The organism is Prevotella melaninogenica (assembly GCF_018127925.1).
GTDB classification, from domain to species: domain Bacteria; phylum Bacteroidota; class Bacteroidia; order Bacteroidales; family Bacteroidaceae; genus Prevotella; species Prevotella melaninogenica_C.
Genome location: NZ_CP072347.1, coordinates 1,385,198 through 1,402,248 on the forward strand (window position 1 = coordinate 1,385,198; position 17,051 = coordinate 1,402,248).

General features: G+C 45.2%; 16 protein-coding genes. 9 read left to right on the forward strand and 7 right to left on the reverse strand.

The window, feature by feature from the left end; genetic code table 11:
- Nucleotides 1–63 precede the first annotated feature (63 nt).
- Nucleotides 64–579, reverse strand: a complete 516-nt coding sequence (locus tag J4861_RS05260; RefSeq protein WP_004360282.1) for an HU family DNA-binding protein — start codon at nt 577–579, stop codon at nt 64–66.
- A 1,238-nt stretch (nt 580–1,817) separates the two neighbouring features.
- Between J4861_RS05260 and J4861_RS05265 the strand changes: the two genes are divergently transcribed.
- The 6 genes from J4861_RS05265 (at nt 1,818) to J4861_RS05290 (ending at nt 7,730) form a co-directional block, all read left to right on the forward strand.
- Nucleotides 1,818–3,062, forward strand: coding sequence for a hypothetical protein (locus tag J4861_RS05265; protein WP_211816099.1), 1,245 nt, complete (start codon nt 1,818–1,820; stop codon nt 3,060–3,062).
- A 12-nt stretch (nt 3,063–3,074) separates the two neighbouring features.
- Nucleotides 3,075–3,593 (forward strand): hypothetical protein, encoded by a 519-nt coding sequence (locus J4861_RS05270; protein WP_211816100.1) that lies wholly within the window; start codon nt 3,075–3,077, stop codon nt 3,591–3,593.
- Between the two features lie 156 nt (nt 3,594–3,749).
- The gene (locus J4861_RS05275; RefSeq protein WP_155716395.1) at nt 3,750–4,037 is read left to right on the forward strand and encodes a DUF3127 domain-containing protein; all 288 of its coding nucleotides are present in this window, start codon (nt 3,750–3,752) and stop codon (nt 4,035–4,037) included.
- Between the two features lie 122 nt (nt 4,038–4,159).
- On the forward strand, nt 4,160–4,561 hold the full coding sequence (locus J4861_RS05280) for a hypothetical protein (RefSeq protein ID WP_155716396.1): 402 nt from the start codon (nt 4,160–4,162) through the stop codon (nt 4,559–4,561).
- A gap of 213 nt (nt 4,562–4,774) precedes the next feature.
- Entirely contained in the window at nt 4,775–7,132 is a 2,358-nt protein-coding gene (locus tag J4861_RS05285) for a DUF3987 domain-containing protein (RefSeq protein ID WP_249110748.1), read from the forward strand.
- A gap of 67 nt (nt 7,133–7,199) precedes the next feature.
- Nucleotides 7,200–7,730: a DUF5675 family protein gene (locus J4861_RS05290; protein ID WP_211816101.1), complete on the forward strand. Its 531-nt coding sequence runs from the start codon at nt 7,200–7,202 to the stop codon at nt 7,728–7,730.
- Nucleotides 7,731–8,360: 630 nt separating this feature from the next.
- Here J4861_RS05290 and thrS read toward each other — a convergent pair.
- The 5 genes from thrS to J4861_RS05315 form a co-directional block, all read right to left on the reverse strand.
- Nucleotides 8,361–10,310, reverse strand: coding sequence for a threonine--tRNA ligase (gene thrS, locus J4861_RS05295; protein ID WP_004360294.1), 1,950 nt, complete (start codon nt 10,308–10,310; stop codon nt 8,361–8,363).
- Between the two features lie 212 nt (nt 10,311–10,522).
- Nucleotides 10,523–11,137 (reverse strand): tetratricopeptide repeat protein, encoded by a 615-nt coding sequence (locus J4861_RS05300; RefSeq protein ID WP_211816103.1) that lies wholly within the window; start codon nt 11,135–11,137, stop codon nt 10,523–10,525.
- Between the two features lie 4 nt (nt 11,138–11,141).
- On the reverse strand, nt 11,142–11,702 hold the full coding sequence (gene def, locus J4861_RS05305; protein ID WP_211816105.1) for a peptide deformylase: 561 nt from the start codon (nt 11,700–11,702) through the stop codon (nt 11,142–11,144).
- 153 nt (nt 11,703–11,855) lie between these two features.
- Nucleotides 11,856–12,275: a Holliday junction resolvase RuvX gene (gene ruvX / locus J4861_RS05310; protein WP_211816106.1), complete on the reverse strand. Its 420-nt coding sequence runs from the start codon at nt 12,273–12,275 to the stop codon at nt 11,856–11,858.
- Complete coding sequence (locus J4861_RS05315; RefSeq protein WP_211816107.1) at nt 12,276–12,770, reverse strand: SPOR domain-containing protein; 495 nt, start codon at nt 12,768–12,770, stop codon at nt 12,276–12,278.
- A 233-nt stretch (nt 12,771–13,003) separates the two neighbouring features.
- On the opposite strand from J4861_RS05315, the gene J4861_RS05320 reads away from it, so the two are divergent.
- The 3 genes from J4861_RS05320 to J4861_RS05330 are packed head-to-tail and all read left to right on the forward strand — an operon-like array spanning nt 13,004 to nt 13,893.
- Nucleotides 13,004–13,219 carry a YtxH domain-containing protein gene (locus J4861_RS05320; protein WP_004360299.1) on the forward strand — a complete coding sequence of 72 codons (216 nt, stop codon included), beginning with the start codon at nt 13,004–13,006 and terminating at the stop codon, nt 13,217–13,219.
- A 10-nt stretch (nt 13,220–13,229) separates the two neighbouring features.
- Nucleotides 13,230–13,583, forward strand: a complete 354-nt coding sequence (locus J4861_RS05325) for a phage holin family protein (protein ID WP_013265805.1) — start codon at nt 13,230–13,232, stop codon at nt 13,581–13,583.
- A gap of 4 nt (nt 13,584–13,587) precedes the next feature.
- Nucleotides 13,588–13,893, forward strand: coding sequence for a hypothetical protein (locus J4861_RS05330; RefSeq protein WP_211813194.1), 306 nt, complete (start codon nt 13,588–13,590; stop codon nt 13,891–13,893).
- Nucleotides 13,894–14,420: 527 nt separating this feature from the next.
- Here the strand turns inward: J4861_RS05330 and J4861_RS05335 are convergent.
- A complete protein-coding gene (locus J4861_RS05335) occupies nt 14,421–17,027 on the reverse strand; it encodes a zinc-dependent metalloprotease (RefSeq protein WP_211816657.1) in 2,607 nt (868 codons plus the stop codon).
- Between the last annotated feature and the right edge of the window lie 24 nt (nt 17,028–17,051).

Here is a 17,051-nt window from a genome sequence, read left to right on the forward strand (position 1 = left end):
GCCCTTCGGAGAGGGGTTGGGGGTGAGGCTGCTCCTCCCCTTTCGGGGAGGTCGGGAGGGGCTTTACGCATGTCCACCCTCACTCGTCGCCGTAGACTCGCCAGGCTCAGGTCCCGAAGGCGTAGCCCCACTGGCTGGGTGCTTACCCTTCTTATTACCCTTCCTGCTATCCTTAAGCGACTGGTCGTACTTATCGTACTCACGCAGGCGCACAGAATGCTTCAAGCGAGCCGTCATCAGCGAACCAGAAGCACGAGCACGCAAGTGAGGCTGATAGATATCCCTTGCCGGAGTAAAGTCCTCCAACTTCTCCACACCCTGACTGCGAATGCCTGCCGAGAAGATAGCCAAGTCGGGGATTTTCACTGCCACACCCTCCAGCACCAACTCGCGGATGCAAGCCACCATATCGGTCAGCACACCAGCAATAGCACCCTTAGAATAAGGCGTGTTATGGGCAGACATATACTCCGCCAACTTCTCCAAATCGTAGGTCTGATCGACCACCGCACGCGCATACCAATATCCCTTACGCTTACTGGTCTTACGCTTGTCCTGATAAATTTTGTAATGAATCATAGTATTTTAACTTTGAATGAAATTAATAGAACAACAAATAACAAACAGCCAGCCCCTCCCCCTCGCCCCTCCCCCGTAGGGAGGGGAGTAAACACCGTGTTATCCCAGCATTAACGTATGCGGTTACGCTTTTTCTTTTTCTCGTCCCGCCCCATTTAGCAATCACAATTTTTGAATTGTAACCTACTGATGAAAACGCTGTCCGAATTATTCAGAATTAACAAAGAACGCTATACTATAAGTTTGAGAGCACTAATCTTTACGTTTAAGAGCGCTTACCTTTGCGTTTAAGAACTGCTATCATCCCGATAGGGGTATCTCGCTTTTCACTCCCCTCTCCACTCGGAGAGGGGTTGGGGGTGAGGCTCCCTCCTCCCCTTTCGGGGAGGTCGGGTGGGGCTTTTCTGTTTGCAAAGTTAATCAACAGCAAGAGGGAAAGCAAAAATACACTGTGTTAAATTTTGCAAAACCGCACCTAACGCACTATTTTACAACATGTTAAGAAACTACGACCACGTTATAGCGAAAGCAATACAAGCAAGCAATGGTAAGCAAAACGCCTCTTTTCCTAACGGAATAATCTATACCCAACTCTCCTACTCTACCCTTTTGAAAATTACAAATTACAAATTACAAATTACATTAAGCCCCACGCAGGGTGCGGAGAGGAGGAGGAATTCTAATAGTTTATTATAATATATAATATAATTATATTATATATTATAATAAAAATTTATATATAATAATTTATAACTATTTCCTATACTTATCCTTTCAATCCACGACCTCACTCCCCTCTCTCTATCCTCAAGGAATATCCCGATCAACCTTAATGTAATTTGTAATCTGTAATTATGTAATCGAGAGTGAAAACAAAAATAGCCGTTATTTTTACCATCCTCATCTTGAATCGCCTTAACCATCAGCAGTTAGAATCTGCCTTGCAGAATTACCCTTCAAGGACCCCAAAAAAATGAAAAAAAAGAAAAGATGATGCTTGCATTTGTACGAAAAATTTTATAACTTTGTAAGGCCTTATCATAAAACGAAGGCTGAAGACGAACTTTAATCTGCGCCCTCTTAGCAGCTTTGTTAACCACAATAGAAGCATACAGAGAGGTTGGCTCCATAAAAGAGCTGTCGATTCTATGAAAAAAGGAAAGACACAGAGAAAAGAATAGTCTTCATTAACCTTTAAATTTCCTTTTTTAATGGAAGAAATTTATCTTAAAAAAATTTTGAATTCAAGAGAGGCACAGCCTACTCTGAATGCTTTTTCAGGTAATTTAGGGAAACTGGATGACAAGAGCAGCCAGAAGGATGACGTGAACTTTATTATCAACCGCCTTAACCACGGCGATGCCAGCTTCGTACATGAAAGTTGGCAAAAACTGACAGGAGGATTCGACCTTGACAAGATTGAAAGAATCATCAATGGAATAGAGGATGATGGAATGCTTATTGCTATCGTAAGGATAATAAAATCAGAGTATTTACGATTAGTAAAGCAAGGCAAGATAAAAACTATATCAAGGCAAAAAGATTATGACAATGGATGGGGGCAATGCGTATACGATGTATACTTTGAGGAACTCATCGACGACTTCATAACCCATCGGAAAGAAATAAAAGAAGCCTTGCAGAACGAAAAAGAGGAACGCGAAAAGGCTGCATCTTTCTTTAGTATATTCTACGATGAGGAAGACCGCAAAGAATCTTTTGCGCCTTTATCGCCAAAATTTCTGCCACAAGACAAGGAAATCGACGGACAGAAAGTGGGATTATGGGCTGAAAACATCGTAGAGAAAGCTATAAGTGAGGAACGACAGGCCACTATCGCACAGCTGAGAGAGGAAGCCGAAAAGCTAAAACGATCTAATACCCTGCTTAAAAAGCAAATAAAAAACCTAAAGAAAAAGGACGCTCAAATACTCAAGGAGAACGAAGAACTCCAAGAGGAAATCGAGAACCTTGAGAAGCTCAACAGCGCACAGGAGGAGACGATAACGCAGCTGCGGCAGCAGCTTGAAGATGCAGAACCGACAGGTCTTCCCTTGTCTGCAGGGGAAGCTGACACAGTCGAAAGAATGAGGGCTTTAGGCTTTAAGGGTACGAACAAAGAACTCCTTGCATCCATCCGCCGTGAAGAAGACATCATGACCATAGAAGCATTGGAAGACAAGAACCAAGAGTTGGTACAAAAGATGAAAGCACTTCTGGAGGAAAAGGGAAACACAACCATCAAAATTGAGGATATTATGGAGGGATTGGAGAATATTCCTAACTCTCCCGAAAAATTGATTGTTATGGAGAAGTTAGGCTTTTATGTCTTTGGCAATACGCCCTTTAGCACACAGATTAGGGAACTTATACAAAAGATGTATGAAACACAGCAAGAAATTCAGAACAAACAGACTGTTATGATTAACCAGCTTGTAACAGGCAACGGAACACAGAATATTACTAACGCCAATATGGGATAAAACGAAGGAACGATGAACAACGAACATAAAGAGGCTTTGCAGCAACTGCTGCAGGGGGCTAACGTGAATATTCATCAGTTAGTCGTTGGCGACAGCACACAGACGATTGAGAACCTTATCATGGGCGATTGTACGCAAAACTACTATGGCAGCAGCCACGATGAGCCACGCCTTGCTCCTGACGATGAGGAGATAAAGCAGGCGCTGACGGAACTTCTCGAAGCCAAGACTGACGACGGCAAGCCGATGATGAAGACGCAAACGCAGTGGTATGCTGTCTATAGAGTGCTCTATGAATACTGCAACTATCCTAAGAAGATGACCGATTTTGAAAGGGACATTAACAACAGAATGGGCTTCAAGGAGGCGGAGCCTGCCTGCAGTTACCAATCTTTCAAGAAGGTGCCTACCGACCTGACTGACCTCTCTGTTAAAGTGAGCAAGTGGGAGGCTCTCAAGAAGAAGACTCCCGCCTACGAACAGCAATGTATGGTTGCCGAATTCCTAATGAAAAGGCTAAATCTGACGTAGGTTTATTCCCCTTTCAGTTCCCTTTTTCCCAATACTATTCCCCTTGTACGTTTTTTCGTGCAAGGGGCTTTTTTATGCCCTATCTTTGCATCAGCTAACGAAAGGAAGCCCCGTAGCAATGTCGCTACGCACTATCCTCGGTAAGCAAAAAATATTATGCAAGATTTAGAAAATATCGTTTTCAAGGTGAAGGCTTTACAGCCAGTAGTAAAAGGAATCAGCCAGCGTGACGGACAAGCTTGGCAACGTCGTGACGTAGTGCTGGAGGCAGAAGAGAATGTTGTCTACCCTGACGCATTAGTAGCCACGCTGCACGGCAGTATGATTGAGAAGTTTACCCTTCAAGAGGGCGACCGCCTAAAGGTGAGCCTGCATTATGGCGTCCGTCAGTGGCAAGACCGCTGGTTCAACGACATCCGTATCATTAAGTTTGAGAGGGTATAGCCATCGGGAGGAATAAAAAAAAGAACTATTCATCTGAGTGAAGTGAGCTGAAGGAAAGTCTCCGGAGAGTAAACGTGGCCACGTTTTCAGACGCTTCTTCCTCACTTAACGAAGAAGAAAAAATGAAGAAAAATATTGAAACTAACGCAGCTTTTATCGAGAACATTAACGAAGTATTTTATGACAATATCTGTATGGACACACAGACGCGTTTTCATACCGACGGCCATATCCAGTTCAAGCCCTGCCCATGGGAGAGGTCTGTTGTCGTGGCAGGTAGCGAGAAGAAATTCCAAGCATCGGTCAGTGTGCGCGAAGATGGTGAGACGCTTATCCGTCCTTATCGCAAGGGTACGGGTAGCCGCTATGAGAAACTCTTTGAGATTCCTTACGCTTGTGTTAAACAGACTTCTCACGACCTTATCGTCAATATCCGATTGCCCCGAAAACTCGGCATCCGCCGCATCGTCACGATGATGAGCGAGATATTTGTAGCCGTAACAGCGTTCGTGGGAGGGATGTAAAAGAAGCCCCGACTTGCCCCTCCCCCTTGCCCCTCCCCCAAAGGGAGGGGAGTAAGCACCGAGATACCCCTGTGTTTTGTTTACTCTTTGTTTTATTACCGCTAAGTATTATCTGAGATATAGGGATAACACGGTATTCACTCCCCTCCCTTTGGGGGAGGGGCAAGGGGGAGGGGCTACTTCTTTTCTTTACTCTTATTAATTCTTAAAACTATGACACAAAACATTGCACTCAACACTTCACGCAACGGCAATAAAGGAATCGTCAGAACGATGACTATCGAAGACTACGATAGACTCATTAGAGAGCCGTGGCTGAAGAAACTGATAAACGAAATTCGTACACTACCAGCTGGCGACAAACGGGCTGACGCACTGAAGGCACAACTACCGTGGCGATGCCCACATTACACCGCCTTCGGGGATAATCACCGTAGGCAAGCAAACCTACTGCCTGAAGCGTTCACCTTTCAGACAACTTTCGATGTAGACGACGTATCGGTCGTAGAGAAAGCTATCACTGCGGCACGCGAACTTGACACGAAGCCTGGACGTTGGCGCAGTAAGTTATTGCATATGGAATATTCAGCCCGCAAGAAACTGCATATTGACTTCCGTCTTCCACTCGGTATGACCGTAGAGGAGGCGCAGCAGGCTTATGGCGAGGCTATCGGTGTGCCCTATGACAAATCCTGCATCACTCCCGAACGCTTTATTTATGTCACATCCATTGACGACGAAATCTATCGCTCGAAAGAATGGTATCAACCCCTCAATGATGACGATCGTGAGATGTATGTAGCTGCTTTCCGAGGACGTGGACTTACGGACGATGGGCGCACGCTTGCCTATCAAGTGCCAACGGCAGAAGCTACACACACACCGAAAGAGGAAACCACGCACACGCAGCCTACGACCTGCACAGAAAAGCAGTTGCGCATCTTCGACCTCAGTCGTGAAGCTGCAGGCTTAAAGGATGTAGATATCAACCGCATAGGCTCACGCCACACCTCTCTGCAGGCTATCCTCTCCATTGCAGCCAGCCGACTGATGAGCGAGGAAGAACTCTTGGCAGTGGTGCAGCAGCGCATGCCTGAATATGCTAAGGAGCAGGATTGCCGTCAGCTTATCCACGATTTTTATGCGAAATATCACGACGACTCAAAGATTTTCAACGCAACCGTTCAACGTATCAATGCCCTTGCTGAACAGGAGGCTGGCGAAGATGTCTCTAATCTTAAAACAGCCGTAACGAGTGGCTTAATGGGCAACCAGACCTTCTCCATACCCACACCGAAGGCAAAGCCCCAATATGTTGCAGACATCGAAAACGCCATCTTACGTCTGCCTGCACTAAAAGCAACCTTAGCAGGCGTTCCAGAAGGGATGAAGATACCTGTTCTCTGTGCTGTCATGCCTCTGGCAGCCGCTTACGCCGACAGCGTAACGGTGGAATACTGCGACGGAAAGCGAATGCAGCTGGGACTTATGTCGGTCATCGTCGGTCCGCAAGCATCGGGCAAAAGTGCGTGTAAGGAAGCCCTCGACACATGGCTCGAAAGGATGAACGAGGACGACGAAAAGGCGCGAAAGCAGGAAGACGAATGGAAGGAGAAACGCCGTAACCGAAAGGCTAACGAAAAGGCTCCCGAAGACCCAAGAGTGATGATACGCAACGTGCCAGTTACCATCTCGTGTTCTACCCTACTGAAACGTATGAAATATGCACAGGGGCACACGCTCTTCTCCTTTGGTGAGGAACTCGACACGCTACGAAAGACAAACGGTGCAGGCTCGTGGTCGCAGAAGTATGACATCTATCGCCTCGCCTTCGATAACGGACGGTGGGGACAAGATTATAACTCTGATCAGGCAGAGAGCGGAGTTGTTGACGTTGCCTATAATTGGACCATACTCGGCACATACGGTGCGCTGGCAAAATGCTTTCAAGGCGACAACGTGGAGAACGGACTCTCCTCACGCATCATCTTCTCCGAAATGCCCGACAACGCTTTTGCTCCTATGCCCCGCTTCCGAGGAATGATTGACAGGGATTCTGCCGCCATTCGTGAAGCCGTAGAAAAGCTGTGTGCTGCCAACGGATTCCTTGACACCCCCCGATTGCGCAAACGAATTGCTAATTGGGTGGAAGAGAAACGTCTTGAGGCATCACGCACCTGGGACATTGTCAAAGACACCTATCGCAAACGTGCTGCCGTCATAGGCTTTCGCTGTGGCGTTGTCTATAGGCTGATCGTCGAGAAAGAGTCGAAAGCCTGCCTTGACTTTGCCGAGGCTATGGCTGAATATGTCTTACAAGCACAAATGCAAATCTTCGGAAAGCCACTGCTTACACAGATGGGTAAGACAATGGAGGGAAACGAGAGAAGAAGCAGAAACAAGAATATTCTTGAAGAATTACCACAGACATTCACGCTCGACGACCTTAACCGACTGAAACCTGAGAATACGAACATTGGGACGCTGCGCGTTATGATTCATCGATGGAAGGCGGACGGATGGATTGAAAAGGTAAAGGAAGGCGAATGGAAGAAGACTGTGACTGTATAACCCCGAAGAAATTACATTATTACAATTACAAATTACATTAAGGTCTAACCACATAATCGCTACTGCAATGGAAATAATCATCAGACGTACCGCCTTTAAAGAAGGCTACACAATAGGAAACCTCTATATTCTGCCCGAACAGGCTGGAATTGAAAAGAAAAGTATGCCTACACCAGCTAACAATAAAGAAATAGATGTGCCTAAACAAATAGTTAATGAAGAAAAGGCTATGCCCGAATGGTTCTGCAATACGATGGAGCCAACAGCGAGAAAGCTGACTTCTCAAATGCCGCTGACACTCATCCGCAGGCATAAAATAATTGGAAAGACAGCTATCCCCACTGGGCGTTATCGCATCCTCATCACACGCAGCCGACGGTTCGGACGATGGCTGCCGCTGCTGCTGAACGTGAAGGGTTTTGAGGGGATAAGGATTCATGCGGGGAATAAGCCAGAAGACACACGGGGATGTATCCTCCTCGGTTTCAACCGACGCAAAGGATATGTGCTCGACTCTACCCGCTGCGTGCTCACACTCGTTAAGATGATGACGGAGGCAATAGCGAAAGGAGAAAAGGTGTTTGTGGAAGTGAGGTAAAGCCCCACCCAACCTCCCCGAAGGGGGAGGAGTGCAAACTGCCGATCTCCCCGAACCAACAGTCACTGACCGAAGGGAGGTAAAGGGAAGGAGTAGCCTCACCCCCAACCCCTCTCCGAACCAACGGTCACTGACCGAAGGGAAGTAAAGGAGAGGGGAGTGATTAGCGAGATACCCCTAAAGTTCTATTCAAGGGTCAAAGGGGGAGACTGCGAATTACGCGAATGACACGAATTACTTAGCAATAATGATTCGTGTTATTAGTGCCATTCGTAGTGCTAATCATAAAGTTCAAAGTTAATAGTTGAAATCATAAAGTTCAAAGGGAAAAGAGTTCACAAATAAAAAGCGGCACCCACTAAGGGATGCCGCATAAGGGATTCTCCTTCCCTTGATTAGAAGAGAAGGAAGACCACGAGGGTCATTAATATGTTAGCCTCTAAAGCAATAAGGCTTCTAACTTCTGTTCTTCCCCAACAAGTATGTTATCCAACTTCTGTTTCCCCCTAACAAGTATGTTATTCGCATACCACCACTTATCTAACAACAGGGGTATCACGGTGTTTACTCCCCTCCCTATGGGGGAGGGGCAAGGGGGAGGGGCTGGTTGTTGCGAGTTGTTATTTTTTTTTAATCCAACCCCTTCAGCTGTTCAGCAACCTCGTTGTTGATACGCTCTGCGAAGGCTTCCATTGTCATCGTTGCCTGTTCGCCACCGCCCTGCTGACGCATTGATACGAGGCCTTCGGCTGCTTCCTTCTCGCCCACGATAACCATGTAAGGAACACGCTTAAGCTCGTTGTCGCGAATCTTGCGACCAATCTTCTCGTTGCGGTCGTCCATGATTGAACGTACGTCGTGAGCATCGAAGTAAGCCTTCACCTTCTGAGCATAGTCGTTATACTTCTCAGAGATTGGGAGGATGGCAACCTGATCAGGTGTCAACCAGAGTGGGAAGTGACCTGCTGTGTGCTCGATGAGAACGGCAGTGAAACGCTCGAGTGAACCGAATGGTGCACGGTGAACCATCACTGGTGTCTTCTTAGAGTTGTCCTCTGCTGTATATTCGAGCTTGAAGCGGTTAGGGAGGTTATAGTCAACCTGGATTGTACCGAGCTGCCAACGACGACCGATAGCATCCTTCACCATGAAGTCGAGCTTAGGACCGTAGAACGCTGCCTCACCAAGCTCTACACGAGCGTTGAGACCCTTTTCTGCGCATGCTTCCTTAATGGCTGCTTCGCTCTCTTCCCATACCTCGTCAGAGCCGATATACTTCTCCTTGTCCTCTGGGTCGCGGAGGGAAATTTGCGCCTCGTAGTTATCGAAACCAAAGGTCTTGAACACCTTGAGGATGATATCGATATTGTTCTCAAACTCTGCCTTTACCTGGTCAGGACGCACGAAGATATGTGCATCATCCTGTGTGAAGGTACGAACACGTGTAAGTCCGTGAAGCTCACCACTCTTCTCATAACGGAACACGGTTCCGAACTCTGCGATACGCAGTGGAAGATCTTTGTAAGAACGTGGCTTGTAAGCGTAAATCTCACAGTGGTGAGGACAGTTCATTGGCTTAAGCATATACTCTTCGTCCTCCTCTGGTGTGTGGATTGGTTGGAAAGCATCCTTGCCATAGTGAGCATAGTGACCAGAAGTTACGTAGAGGTTCTTACCACCGATACCCGGTGTGATTACCTCTTGATAGTTGTAAGGACGGAGGAGACGACGCAAGAGCTCCTGCAGGCGCAGGCGCAGCTGTGTACCCTTTGGCAACCAGATAGGAAGACCCTTTCCGACGCGGTCAGAGAACATAAAGAGTTCCATTTCCTTACCAATCTTTCTGTGGTCGCGCTTCTTAGCCTCTTCGAGCATCTCGAGGTATTCGTCGAGCATCTTCTTCTTAGGGAAGGTGATACCGTAGATACGTGTCATCTGCTCGCGCTTAGCATCGCCACGCCAGAAAGCTCCAGCAACGCTGGTTATCTTGACAGCCTTGATAGCACCTGTTGAAACGAGGTGAGGGCCACGGCAAAGGTCGGTGAAGTTACCCTGCGAATATGTTGAGATAGTGCCATCTTCGAGGTCCTCTACGATGTGCTCCACCTTGTATTCCTGTCCATCGGCAGTAAACTCCTTAACAGCATCCGCCTTAGAGACGTTACGACGAACGACTGGCTCGTTCTTCTTAGCAAGTTCGCGCATCTTCTCTTCAATCTTTGGGAAGTCGTTCTCAGAGATTGTCTGACCCTCTGCAGGCATCACGTCATAGAAGAAGCCGTTCTCAACAGCTGGTCCGAATCCGAACTGAATGCCTGGGTAAAGCTCCTGCAAAGCCTCAGCGAGGAGGTGGGCAGAAGTGTGCCAGAAGGTGTGCTTACCTTCTTCGTCATCGAACTTGTAAAGTGCGATGCTTGCGTCCTCATTGATAGGACGGTTGAGTTCTGTTGTTTCGCCATTTACACCGCAAGATACAACGTCACGGGCGAGAGCCGGCGAAATGCTCTCGGCGATTTGAAAACCAGTTACGCCCTGCTCGTATTCACGAACGGAACCGTCTGGGAAAGTGATTTTAACCATACTACAAATTAGTTTTATAAATCAAATATGTGGCAAAGGTAATACTTTTAATTCAGAATTCAGAATTCATAATTCATAATTATGATTACTTCTTTAATTCAGAATTCAAAATTCAGAATTATTCGAACGAAGTTCTCATCAGTACGTCATAATTATGATTACCGATGTAGCTTAAGGGTTAAACTCAAATCATAAAGTTCAAAGCTCAAAGTTCAAAGCTTCAACGGACGCTTGTCATCACTTTCAATGCGAAGACTCGGTAGCTTGTAAAAATGCGAAGCATTAGGTTTCATGGGCTGCTGCTTTGGCTTCCTACCCGCTACGATGTCGGCACGAAGCTGGGAGGCTGCATCGAATGATTTCCATCGCTTGAGGATATAATCAAGTTGCTGAAGAGCAGCCTTGCTATCGCCCACTTGATAAAGGCAATAGGCACGATTAAACCAATAGTCACGATTGTCGGGGGTTATGTCAAGCGCGTGGGTAAAGGCAACGATAGCACTGTCGTAACGCTCCACACGAATGTTAGACATACCATAAAGTTCGTAGATATCAGCAATATAGGGCTGTAAAGTCAAAGCACGGCGACAATCATCACCAGCACCCTTATAGTCTTCAAGGCGATACTTTGACAATGCCATCAAATACCAAGCCTCGTATAGATTTGGTTTGAGGGCAACGATACGGGAGAAAATCTGCATGGAAGTAACGTAGTATCCCTGATCAAGCGTCCGCCTCCCCTCCTCCATCATCTTCTTGACGTTGTATTGGGCTGCTGACGGTAATGCCAATAGGCAAAGCAAGGATACTACGATACCACGCAACATAGGCTTACTTACGTGGAGCCTTCACACGATAGTGGCAGCGAACTTTTCCCTGCAGAAGGGCTTTGAGCTTGCTGGTAATCATCTGCTTGCGGAATGGCGAGATACGATCAGTAAAGACACGACCTTCGAGGTGATCAAACTCATGCTGGATAACGCGAGCAAGATAGCCATCAATCCACTCCTCATGCTCAACGAGATTCTCGTCATACCACTTTACGTAGACACGCTTTGCACGTGTCACACTCTCGTGAACACCTGGCAGAGAGAGACATCCCTCTTCCAAGGTCTCCGTCTCAGAGTCATCATACTCAAGGATGTGACCATTGATGAAAGCATGACGATAGTCTTTATACTCAGGGAAGGTGTCTGAGAGCACATCCAAGTCGACAACAACGACACGGATAGACTTACCAATCTGTGGTGCTGCCAAACCGACACCATCGCTGGCGGTGTTGGTCTCAAACATATTTTGTATCAGTTCTTGGAGGTCAGGATAATCGAGGGGGATATCCTCGGCTACCTTTCGCAACACTGGCTGACCATATGTGTAAATGGGTAATACCATATTCTTTTCTTTCTTTTAAACTTAATAGGTGTCCAACACGTTTAATCATCAAATAGCGCAAAACTCTATCAGCTTAATAATCAAACGGCTCAAGGCTCTACGATTCTGATTTCCAAACGTTTCGAATCTTAATAAACATAAACTTCAAACGGATTAAAGCCCCTTGGACCTCATATAATCTTGTAGGATAATTGTTGCCGAAATCTCGTCAACAAGTCCCTTATCTTCACGGCGGGTCTTCTTCTTAACCCCACCCGCAATCATTGCTTGATGAGCGATAACCGACGTAAAGCGCTCGTCATAATAATCAATAGGCAACTCTGGGTGTGCCTTGCGCCAACGATTGACAAATTGCTCCACACGAGCGAGGTTCTCACTCGGCTGACCATTGGACTGTATAGGTTTGCCAATGACAAGCTGGCTGACCGCTTCCTTTGCAATATACTGGTTCAAAAACTCAAAAAGTTCAGACGTAGGAACAGTCGCCAACCCATTGGCGATGATGCACAATGGGTCGGTGACAGCTAATCCTGTACGTTTTTTACCGTAATCTATCGCTAAAATTCTACTCATTTATCGAGAGAGCAACCAAGCATCAGCGTAAGTAGCACGGAGCTGATTGCGGCTCTGAACAGCTGAAGCCTTGCTGTCGTAAGTAGAAGCAACAACGCGATACATATTGTTACCAGCATTGTAAGCAACCTGAGCATCGTAGCCAGCATTCTTCAAACGCTGCTGCAAGCCCTCAGCGTTAGACTTAATACTGAATGAACCAACAACTACGCTGTAAGCCTTCAAACCAGAACCATTTACAACAGAAACAGTCTCGCGGCGTACTGGCTCATTGTCGTAATTATCAACAACTGGAGCCTGCGTAACTGGCTGAGTCTCTACTGGAGCTACAACAGCGTCCTGCTGAGTTGCGTTGTCATCAGTATTCGTAGTAGTATTCTGCTCCTGAGACTTAGCCTTCTCGTAAGCCTTCTTGTATGCACTCTCGCTTGACTTACAGCCAGTGAAAGCCATTGCAACACACATAGCTGCGCCCAAAACCATAAATTTCTTCATAATCCCTTAGTTTTTATTGATTATACTATTAATTTACTATGTAATTATCGTGCGAAGTTACAAAATAAGAAGCAGAAGTAAGAAAGCAGCGTCAATAAAGTTTGTTAAATAAACTATTTGTAAGATTTTTAACACAAAAATACTTCCTATTCTATTGCTAATATGCGAAACTTTAGCTATATTTGCCATTGATAAAGAAAGAACTATTCATTAACAATAAAAAATAAGAGATTATGAAGACATTAGGTTATGTTTGCGCATTCCTCTGTGGTAGCATCACAGGCGCAGCTCTCGGACTTCTTTTGGCTCCAGAGAAGGGTACAGACACACGTTCAAAGATTTCTGATGCTGTTGACGATTTCTGCAAGAAGCATGATATCAAGCTCAGCCGCAAGGAAGCTGAGGATTTCGTTGAGGATATCAAGGATGCAGCTTCAGACGCTATCTAAATTGTAAAGGATGTTCTCAAACGACAAGAACGTAGAAACAATAGCACAACTCGTAGAGGTGCTAAAGCATTATATCGGGCTTCAGTCAGAGTACATGAAGCTCGATGTAATAGAAAAGGTCGTGCGATTACTGACCGTGATTACAATCATGGTTGTTTTCTGCACTATCTTATTAATTTCCCTAATTTATCTCTCCTTTGCTGCAGCCTTTGCATTGCAGACATTGGTGGGTTCACTTATTTGGGCTTTCCTGATTGTTGGTGGTGGCTATTTGCTATTACTCTTTTTCTTCATCTTACTACGTCGCAGTCTTATTGAACGCCCATTGGTAAGATTCTTGGGAAGTCTCTTAATGTCAAAATAAGCTTATGACTGAACAGACCACTCACTTTGGAACCAATTATAGGTCGCTGAACGACATTCGCTTGCGCAAAGCACAGCTGCGTACAGACTTGACCAAGGATAGCAACAAGATTGCGGGGTTGTGGAATGAACTTATGCATAAGCCGAAAGACAAGAACACGCCTACTCAGCGCTTCTCTGGTGCATTCAATGTTGGTGCGGGCGTATTGGATGGACTTATCCTTACGTGGAAACTCTATCGTATGTTTGGGGGTAAGCAATCATCAGGTCCCTTTAATAAGTTCAGCTTATTCAAAAAGAAAAAGAAATAAGCTATGCGGCAGCTAAATAAGTTGTGGAAACTTCCTGCTGATAAGCATTATTTCTATCACTAATAAGCATTATCACTATTATTAAAATGAGAGAAAGCACGTCTTTCACCCTCTAAAATTACTTGCTTTCTGCAACTTTTACGAGCGGTAATAAAAGTCTCGTTCATACAAAAACAGAGACAATGAAGATATTTTTTTGTTCTGTTTTTTCATATCTTCGCTTTAAACCTACGCTCTTTTGCATATGAAAAGATGCCTTATAGCACTTCAAAAGGGCATTATTTGAAGTCTTACTAACGCCCTTTAAGAGCCTTATTAAGCACCTTTACACATGCCATTTTACAACCTCCTGATTATCTTTTAGTTACAAAGACGGAAGAAAAGCCCCTTTTCTTGGCTTTTTCTTGCGCAAACCTTAATCCTATGTAAATATTTTTCCAAGTTCAATTATTAGTAGTACAACAAAAAACTCCCTATAATTATGAAAATTATAGAGAGCTTTAAGTTTATCGAATTGAAGAATTCTATTATTTCAAATACTTCTTCAAACGCTTTTCAAGAAGCATATAATGTGCTTTCAAATCAGGAGAAGAAACACGTGGAATAGTTGTTTCCAACAAAGAAAGCAACTTCTGCGCATACTCTAATTGGAACTCTGAAGTGCGATTGACAGTTGTTCCCCACAAAGGTTCTGGCTCACCATAGCCATTACCGAAGTTAAGGAAATGAGTATCATCATCTGAACTTCGTTGTCTGTCTGCCAAATAACAACATTCCGTATGCTCTTTTTCAGCCTCGTTCCTCCGTAACATATTAGTGATAACACTATTTACAGAAGTCAAAGGCATCTGAAGATTATGAACATTAGGTGCTTGCTTCATATCAGAGACACCCTCTTGCAATAAGTCGACATAGAGTCGTTGCATAGAGAGGTCAGCCACTGAAAGATTCTCTTTACCAGCAATCGTCTTGCCAAAGACATCTTGATAAACATCCTCCATATACTCAATTGGCGAATAAGAGGTAGAGTCAAGATAATAAGAAATAGCAAGTTTTGACGTTGCCATCATAGCAAGCGACTGCACATCACGAGCTAAAATCTTAAAAGGCTTGTTTGCTCCGAATGGTAGTTTCTGCTCTATAGTATCGTTACCTAAAGTTGCAAACGTACGTGCTTGCTTCAAAAGCCATTGTACAGACTCTTTTTGCTTAGCCTTAGGCACAACCTTATAGCGTGGTAAGCCCGACTTCTCGCTTGTTTGATAGAGGTAGATGCCAGGGACATTAACACTAACATTGCGTACATAATGCATAGCCTGAGACAGCACCTCATTATATAACTCAGCCTTACGCTTATCACCATCCTCATCACCAATCCAATGATCAAGGTTCTTGAGAATCATTCGAAGATTGTCCATACCATAGGTAGATGACTTTACAGGGTCATCACCGAGGTCCTCCTCAATAGCAGAAGGGTCATACTTCGTGCCCGTTTGCTGTAAGCCATAACGATAGAAAGGATCGCCCTCATGCTTATCAGCCAATAAACGCAGCTGTTTAGCATCATCCTCAAACCCCTTCGAACCAGGGAAAAGTTTGTAAGCCCACTCAACAGCATAGTAATCATAGACACCAAGGCGCGGTGGAGTAAGTTTAACACCATAATCAGTAGGTTGCGCAACATAATTAAAACGTGCATAATCCATGATGGAAGCCGTTGTGCCATACTTTTGCGTAAAGGCAGGAGAACGCAGCGAGTCGGTTGGAAGTGCTGCAGATGCAGCCATGTTGTGCATAAATCCAAGCGTATGGCCAATCTCGTGCGCAATAATATACTCAAGTGTCTCCTCTATAATACTGTCAGGCATCTGCGCTCTACGTGCACGAGGATCAATCTGTGCCGTCTGAACAAATCGCCAGTTGTTGATAGTGTTTACAACATCATTATAAACAAGAACAGTAGCATTGATAACCTCTCCTGTTCGAGGGTCGGTCCACGAAGGTCCCATAGCATTCTCAACGTCAGTAGGTAAGTATCTGATACAAGAATACTTGAAGTTGTCAGGGTCGAAATTAGAGTCGTTCGTAGGGAAGTCTGCCACCTGCATAACATTCTTAAACCCGATACGTTCGAAAGCCTTATTCCACCATAGAACACCAGCTTTGATAGCCCGTTTCCAAAGTGGAGGGAATGTATTCTCTACATAATAGACGATTGGCCTTGTTGGTTCGCAGAGTTCGCCAGCAAAGTAGGCAGCCGTATCCTTCGGTACAAGTCGCCAACGCTTAACGAATGTTGCTTTATCAATTGATCCGTCCTTCTTAAGAACATCCTTGTTCATAAGAAACATTCCCACACGTGTATCACTCAAACGAGGTGTCATCAAGTCGTTTGGCAACAAAGCTAACGTAAAGTTGACGCCAATCGTTACGGGATAGTTGGTGATAGGCGAACCCTTCTTACCAGAGAGACTAATGATGTAATGCCTATCCATACCGACACAGGCATTCTCATCGAAGACTTTTAGTTTCGTCACCCTTGTAAGGTTCTCTTTCAAAGATGAGTTTACTGTGTACGACCCTACATTCTTAGCAATCACTGGGAAGAAGCGATTCTCCTTTAGAATAAATGACGAAGCATCGAACAGCACGGCTCCTGTGGAGTCGTTATGTGCCTTGATAGGGAATGAAAAAAAATCAAGATTATCATAGTTCAGCCTTGCAGCAAGGTTAGCTGAAGGCTGATTCTTTGGTACAAACAAGTCAGTATTTACCACCTGCATCACCACAGAGCTATCTTTTTCTATGAAGCGCACATGCACTAAGTTGGAATTCTTAAAGCCTAAGTCGCCCATCTTGGGATTTGATACTGACGAAATGGTTACGCCAATAATCATGTCGCGCCCCAAAGACTGCTTCGGAAGTTCCATCAATATACGTCCGTCAGTCTTATGAAACGAAACAAAGCTACCACGCACCGACTCCGTCAGTTGCTCGGTAAGGGCACGCTCGTAAGCCGATTTCTTATCTGTTTGTGTGCTCTGCGCCTTCTTCTTACGTTTTGAAAACGGGAAAGCCGCTCCCGATGTTGCGACGAAAGAAAAGAGAAGCAGAAGTAAAAGTATGCGACGCATTAACTGATTAGATATTAATGAATA

Bases quoted from the DNA above. Each gene is read 5' to 3' on its own strand.
- ruvX (WP_211816106.1), bottom strand. From the start codon at position 12,275: ATGAGTAGAATTTTAGCGATAGATTACGGTAAAAAACGTACAGGATTA.
- J4861_RS05330 (WP_211813194.1), top strand. From the start codon at position 13,588: ATGACTGAACAGACCACTCACTTTGGAACCAATTATAGGTCGCTGAAC.
- J4861_RS05290 (WP_211816101.1), top strand. From the start codon at position 7,200: ATGGAAATAATCATCAGACGTACCGCCTTTAAAGAAGGCTACACAATA.
- thrS (WP_004360294.1), bottom strand. From the start codon at position 10,310: ATGGTTAAAATCACTTTCCCAGACGGTTCCGTTCGTGAATACGAGCAG.
- def (WP_211816105.1), bottom strand. From the start codon at position 11,702: ATGGTATTACCCATTTACACATATGGTCAGCCAGTGTTGCGAAAGGTA.
- J4861_RS05320 (WP_004360299.1), top strand. From the start codon at position 13,004: ATGAAGACATTAGGTTATGTTTGCGCATTCCTCTGTGGTAGCATCACA.
- J4861_RS05285 (WP_249110748.1), top strand. From the start codon at position 4,775: ATGACACAAAACATTGCACTCAACACTTCACGCAACGGCAATAAAGGA.
- J4861_RS05275 (WP_155716395.1), top strand. From the start codon at position 3,750: ATGCAAGATTTAGAAAATATCGTTTTCAAGGTGAAGGCTTTACAGCCA.
- J4861_RS05325 (WP_013265805.1), top strand. From the start codon at position 13,230: ATGTTCTCAAACGACAAGAACGTAGAAACAATAGCACAACTCGTAGAG.
- J4861_RS05315 (WP_211816107.1), bottom strand. From the start codon at position 12,770: ATGAAGAAATTTATGGTTTTGGGCGCAGCTATGTGTGTTGCAATGGCT.
- J4861_RS05335 (WP_211816657.1), bottom strand. From the start codon at position 17,027: ATGCGTCGCATACTTTTACTTCTGCTTCTCTTTTCTTTCGTCGCAACA.
- J4861_RS05300 (WP_211816103.1), bottom strand. From the start codon at position 11,137: ATGTTGCGTGGTATCGTAGTATCCTTGCTTTGCCTATTGGCATTACCG.
- J4861_RS05280 (WP_155716396.1), top strand. From the start codon at position 4,160: ATGAAGAAAAATATTGAAACTAACGCAGCTTTTATCGAGAACATTAAC.
- J4861_RS05260 (WP_004360282.1), bottom strand. From the start codon at position 579: ATGATTCATTACAAAATTTATCAGGACAAGCGTAAGACCAGTAAGCGT.
- J4861_RS05270 (WP_211816100.1), top strand. From the start codon at position 3,075: ATGAACAACGAACATAAAGAGGCTTTGCAGCAACTGCTGCAGGGGGCT.